General features: G+C 73.6%; 3 protein-coding genes. All 3 read right to left on the bottom strand.

Annotation, left to right across the window (positions count from 1 at the left end; all coding sequences use genetic code 11):
• Positions 1 to 3,203 (bottom strand): amino acid adenylation domain-containing protein (locus VFE05_12035; GenBank protein HET6230792.1); only part of this gene is annotated, 3,203 nt, incomplete at its 3' end.
• Between the two features lie 576 nt (positions 3,204 to 3,779).
• Positions 3,780 to 4,295 carry a phosphopantetheine-binding protein gene (locus VFE05_12030; GenBank protein HET6230791.1) on the bottom strand — a complete coding sequence of 172 codons (516 nt, stop codon included), beginning with the start codon at positions 4,293 to 4,295 and terminating at the stop codon, positions 3,780 to 3,782.
• Positions 4,296 to 4,885: 590 nt separating this feature from the next.
• Positions 4,886 to 5,525 (bottom strand): phosphopantetheine-binding protein (locus VFE05_12025; protein HET6230790.1); only part of this gene is annotated, 640 nt, incomplete at its 5' end.

The raw sequence follows: 5,525 nt of genomic DNA, 5'->3' as shown, positions 1-5,525 counted from the left end.
CCATCTTCCAAAGCCCGCCCCGTGTCCGCCTCGTCCCGCTTCGCGTCAGGCCCGAACCGCTCCACCAGCGCGGCGACGGTGGGCGTGTCGAAGAACGCGCGCATGGGCACCGCCGTCCCCAGTGCGTCGCGGATGCGGGAGATGACCTGCGTGGCGCGCAGCGAGTGCCCGCCGATGTCGAAGAAGTTGTCGTGCACCCCCACCCGCTCGCGCCCCAGCACCTCGGCCCATATGCGCGCCAGCTTCTCCTCCGCCTCGTTGCGAGGCGCCACGTAGGTCTCGGCCGCGGCGCCGTAGCGGTCAGGCGCGGGCAGCGCGCGGCGGTCCACCTTGCCGTTGGCGTTCAGCGGCAGCACGTCCATCGCCACGAAGGCGGACGGCACCATGTGCGCGGGGAGACGGGCCGCGAGGTACGCCTTCAGCTCCTCGGCGAGATGGGTTTCGGGAGATGCGGAGCCGTCGTCCGCGCCCGCCGCGACCACGTAGGCGACGAGGCGCTTGTCGCCCGGCTCGTCCTCGCGCGCGATCACCGACGCGCTGGCCACGCGCGGATGCGCGCCCAGGGCGGCCTCCACCTCGCCCGGCTCCACGCGGAAGCCGCGGATCTTCACCTGCTCGTCGATCCGGCCCAGGAACTCCAGGGTGCCGCCGTCCAGCCACCGCGCGCGGTCGCCCGTGCGGTACAGCCGCCCTCCATCTCCCGAGAACGGATCGGGGACGAACGAGCCCGCCGTCCGCGCCGGCCGGTTCAGGTACGCGGTCGCCAGGCCGTCGCCGCCCGTGTACAGCTCGCCGGGCACGCCCGCGGGCACGGGCCGCATCTCCCCGTCCAGCACGTAGACGCGCGTGTTCGCCACCGGCCGGCCAATGGGGATGCTGGCGCGCTCCACGTCGCCGGGAACGACGGTGTGGCAGGCGGTGAAGGTGGCGTTCTCGGTGGGCCCGTAGACGTTGACCATGCGCACCCGGGGGTACGCCTCCACCACGCGGCGAACGTGGGGAACCGAGAGCACGTCGCCGCCGGCCAGGAGCTGCCGCAGGCCGCGCAGGCTGGCCAGGTTCGCGTCCACCAGCTGGTGGAAGAGACCCGAGGTGAGCAGCGCGGTGGTGACCCGCTCGCGCAGCAGGAAGTCGCCCAGCTCCTCGAGCGACGGCGCGCCCGGCGGGAAGACGGCCAGCGTGGCGCCGTTCAGCAGCGCGCCGAACAGCTCGAACGTCGATGCGTCGAACGAGACGGGGGCGATCTGCAGGACGACGTGATCGGGCCCCACGTCCGCGAAGTCGTTGCCGCGCACGAGGCGGATGACGGCGCGCTGCGGGACCTGCACGCCCTTGGGCCGCCCCGTGGAGCCGGACGTGTAGATGACCTGCGCCGCGGCGTCCGGCGGCACGGCGATGCCGGGAGATTCGGGGCTCTGCGCGGCGATGCAGTCCCTCTCCGCGTCCAGCGACACCACCCGGCCGGCGAAGGCGGAGAGCGCGGCGGGGACCGCGCCGCGCACGACCAGCACGGCCACGCCGGAATCCTCCAGCATCCACGCCAGCCGCTCCGGCGGGTAGGCGGCGTCGAGCGGCACGTACGCCGCGCCCGCCTTGAGCACCGCGAGCAGCGACACGACCATCTCGGCCGACCGCTCGACCGACACGCCCACGCGGTCGCCGGGCCGCACGCCCGCGGCGTGGAGATGGTGCGCGAGCCGGTTCGCCCGCGCGCGCAGCTCCGCGTACGTCACCCGCTCGCCGCCGAACGTCACGGCCACGGCGTCCGGCGCCCCGGCCGCCGTCTCGTCGAACAGGGCGGCGATGCAGGCGTCGCGGGGGTACTCCGTCTCCCGCCCGCTCCACTCGTCCAGCACCCGCCGGTCGGCCTCGGTGAGGATGGAGAGGTCGCCCAGCTTCGCGTGCGGGTGGGCGGCGAACGCGTCGAGCAGCGCCGCCATCTGCCCCAGGAGCCGTTCCGCGGCTTCGGGCGAGAGGAGGCGCGTGGAGTACGTGGCGCGCAGCTCCGTGCCCTCCGCCGTGGGCGCGGCCGCCACCGCCAGGGGATAGCTGGTGCGCTCGGGAGACGCGGTCTCCACCACGCGCAGCGCGGGCGGGGGCGCGCCGGCGGCGTGGCGCGCCTGGGGATAGTTCTCGAAGACGAACAGCGTGTCGAAGAGCGGGCGGTCGCGCGGCAGCTCGCTCCAGCCCTGCACCTCCACCAGCGGCGTGTGCTCGAACTGGCGCGCCTCGGTGGCGTGGTGCTGGAGCTCCGCGAGCCAGGCGGGGAGCGGGGCCGACGGGCGAACGTTCGCGCGCACGGCGAGCGTGTTGATGAACATCCCCACCATGCCGTTCACGCCCGGCAGCTCCGGCGGCCGGCCGCTCACGGTGGTGCCGAACACCACGTCCTCGCGCCCCGTGTAGCGCGACAGCAGCAGCGCCCACGCGCCCTGGAAGAGCGTGTTGAGCGTGACCTTGTGGGCGCGCGCGAACGCCAGCAGCGCCGCGGTCCGCTCCGCCGACAGGCGCAGCGAGGCGCGGCCGTAGTCGCCAGGCGCGCCGGCGTGCGAGGGGCCCACGGGGTTCAGCGACGTGGGCTCGGTCACGCCCGCCAGCGTGCGGCGCCAGAACGCCTCGGCCTGGGACAGGTCCTGCTTGCCCAGCCACGAGATGTACTCGCGGAACGGGCGGGGCGCGGGGATGCGGGCTTCCTGACCCGCCAGCGCCGCCTCGTACGCGTGCAGCACCTCGTGGTACACGATGGGCAGCGACCAGCCGTCCAGCACCACGTGGTGCACCGACACCACGACCGTGTGCAGCCGCTCGGCGTTGCGGAACACGGTGAGCCGCAGCAGCGGCGCGGCCGTCAGGTCGAAGCCGCGGCGGCTGTCCTCCTCCAGGAACGCGTCCACCTCGGCGCGCTGCTCCTCGCGCGGCAGGTGCGACACGTCGCGCAGGTCCATGGGCAGCTCGGCGGTGCGGAACACGACCTGGAGCGGCTTGGGCATCTTCTCCCACGCCAGCGCGGTGCGCAGCACGGGGTGCCGCGCCACGGCCGCCTGCCACCCGCGGTGGAACTCCGGGGGGTGGAACTCGCCTTCCAGCACCAGCGTGAGCTGCTCCACGTACGCGCCGCCGGTGGGGTCCAGCAGCGCGTGGAAGAGCATGCCCTGCTGAAGCGGGGACAGCGCGTACAGGTCTTCTATGTTCTGTCGGTTCATCGAAGCTCGGCTGGCCTCGTCCGTACTGCCGGCGTGTGCACCTGGAAGTTCTTTCTCGAGATGGGCTGCCGCCGCCTGGCGGTTGAAACCGCGGCAACGGGAGCGCAAAGCCCGCCTTAGTGGGCTAACGGCGACGCTGCCGCATCTCCTTGTCGTTTCGGGAGATGCGGAGCGTTGGATGCGTTCCGGATGCGATGAATCGCACCCCTACGGTTCGGGTCCGCGGCGTTTCTGCGGATGCGGCCGCTAGGCCGTTGCCGGGAGATGCGCGGCGGCGTCCACGGGTTGCGGCGCACCTGTGTGCGGGCCGTCTTTCCGCGCCGGCCGCGGCCTCCGCGGATGCGCGGCGGCGTCCGCCGTTAGGGCCCCACCTGTGTGTGGGCCCGCCATTCCGCGGCGACGATGCCCCAGCACGCGCCGTTTTCGCGGCCGATTGCGTCGTCCATCGATGCGGCGGCGATCATCGCGATCCGGGCATCCGCGCGACGGCGGCGCGGGCGGACACGCAGGTCCGCGCCCTACCAGTCGGCAGCGGTGTCGCGGTGCCTGGAGGTTCGGGCGACGGGCGGCGGGCGTTCAGCCGCGGCGGTCGCGGCGGCGGCTGCGGAGCTCGCGGCGGCTGTCGGCACGGGTCTGGCCGGTGCGCGTGGTCTCTTCGTCTTCGCCCTCCCCGGCGGGCTCGGCGGCGAGGTAGTCGGCGAGGGCGCGGACGGTGGGGTGCTTGAAGAAAGCGACCATTGGCACGTCGCGCCCCATCGCTTCCTTCACGCGCTCGTGGATCTGCACCAGCAGCACCGAGCGCCCGCCCAGGTCGAAGAAGTTGTCGTTCGCGCCCACGCGCTCCACCCCCAGCACCTCGCCCCAGATGCCAGCCAGCATCTCCTCCAGCCCCGCCCGTGGCGCGGCGTAGGCAACTGGGGCCGGAGCTTCCCCGACGTCCTCGCCCACGTCCGATCCGGCCGCTACGCCGTCCACCTCGTCCGATACTGCCGAAACCCCGTCCGCCGCGTCCGCGCCGGCGCTCGCCTGGCCCGCAGCGGGATCGGTGGCGGGTAGGTCGTCGCCGGGGTGGGGCAGGGCTTCGGAGGCCATGGACGGAAGCTGAAGGTTCGGCGGATGCGGGCGGTGGATGCGGTCTGCGCGGTACCCGCGGCGGGCCGGTTGCGCCACCCCCCACTTGGCGGGCAAGCGTTTAAATGTCGTGAAAAGTCAGAACATGCGCCAGTGCCGCGCTCCGGCCAGGCCACAACACCAGCGAGGAGCAGAGCAGGGAGTGGCGGCTTTCCCGTCGATCTCGCGGAGCACCGGATGGCCGCGTCGCGAAACCGGAACCGTATCCGCCGGGGCGATGGGCGACGGAATGCACGTCCGGTGCGGATGCCGTGCGCAGCACGCCACAAAACGTGCGGAGGGAGACTCGCGGCGGTTTGCGAGGCTCCCTCCGCGGGCGGGGAGACCCCGGACGGAGGCCGACAGCCGTACCGTTGGCCGGAGGAGGAGGCTCCCCGACCCCGCGCAGGAGACGGACGGGCAGGCTGTATCGCCCGGCCGGCTCCGGAGCGGTCCATCCGAAGCGCACCTTCGCCCAGTTGGCCATCCCACATCTCCCGATCCGGCCGGCGCCTACCCATCACGACGGCGGATGCGACTCCTTCCGCGCACCGCCCATCGGCAAGCCGCGATCAGCCGCCGACTTCGGCGAGGAGGCGGCGGGCCTCGTCTTCGGTCATCTCCTCCAGCATGGCGAGCTGGGCGAGGATGTCGTCCTCGCCGGGGGCGGCCAGGCGCTCGACCTCCACGGCCAGCTCGCGCACGGTGCGGGCGTCGAAGAGCGACCGCGCCGTGAGCTCCACGCCGAACGCATCGTGCACCCAGGCGTTCACGCGCATGGCGCGCAGCGAGTGGCCGCCCAGGTCGAAGAAGTCGTCGTCCACGCCCACCTCGTCCACCCCCAGCACGTCCGCGAAGATCTCCGCCAGCCGCTCCTGCACGGGCGTCAGCTCCTCGCGGTGCGGGTGCGCGTGCTGCATGCCCGTCAGGTCCGCGTCGGCCGGCGCGGGGGCGAACGCGGCGCCCAGCAGCGCGCGGCGGTCCACCTTGCCGTTGGGCGTGAGCGGCAGCGTGTGCACGGCCACGAAGTGCGTGGGCACCATGTACTCCGGCAGCCGCCCGGCCACCCGCGCCCGCAGGTCTGCCCGGGAAGGCGCCGCGCCCGGGGCGACGACGTAGGCCACCAGCAGCCGGTCGCCGCGGTCGTCGCGCACCACCACGGCGGCGGCGGCCACGCCGGGGTGCGCGCACAGCACGGCCTCCACCACACCC

The sequence above is a fragment of the Longimicrobiaceae bacterium genome (assembly GCA_035696245.1).
Taxonomy (GTDB): Bacteria; Gemmatimonadota; Gemmatimonadetes; order Longimicrobiales; family Longimicrobiaceae; genus DASRQW01.
Note: the sequence above shows the minus strand (reverse complement) of the source record. Positions and strands in the feature narration are given on the sequence as shown.

Coding starts and splice junctions, on each gene's coding strand:
- VFE05_12030 (HET6230791.1), bottom strand. CDS start 4,295: ATGGCCTCCGAAGCCCTGCCCCACCCCGGCGACGACCTACCCGCCACC.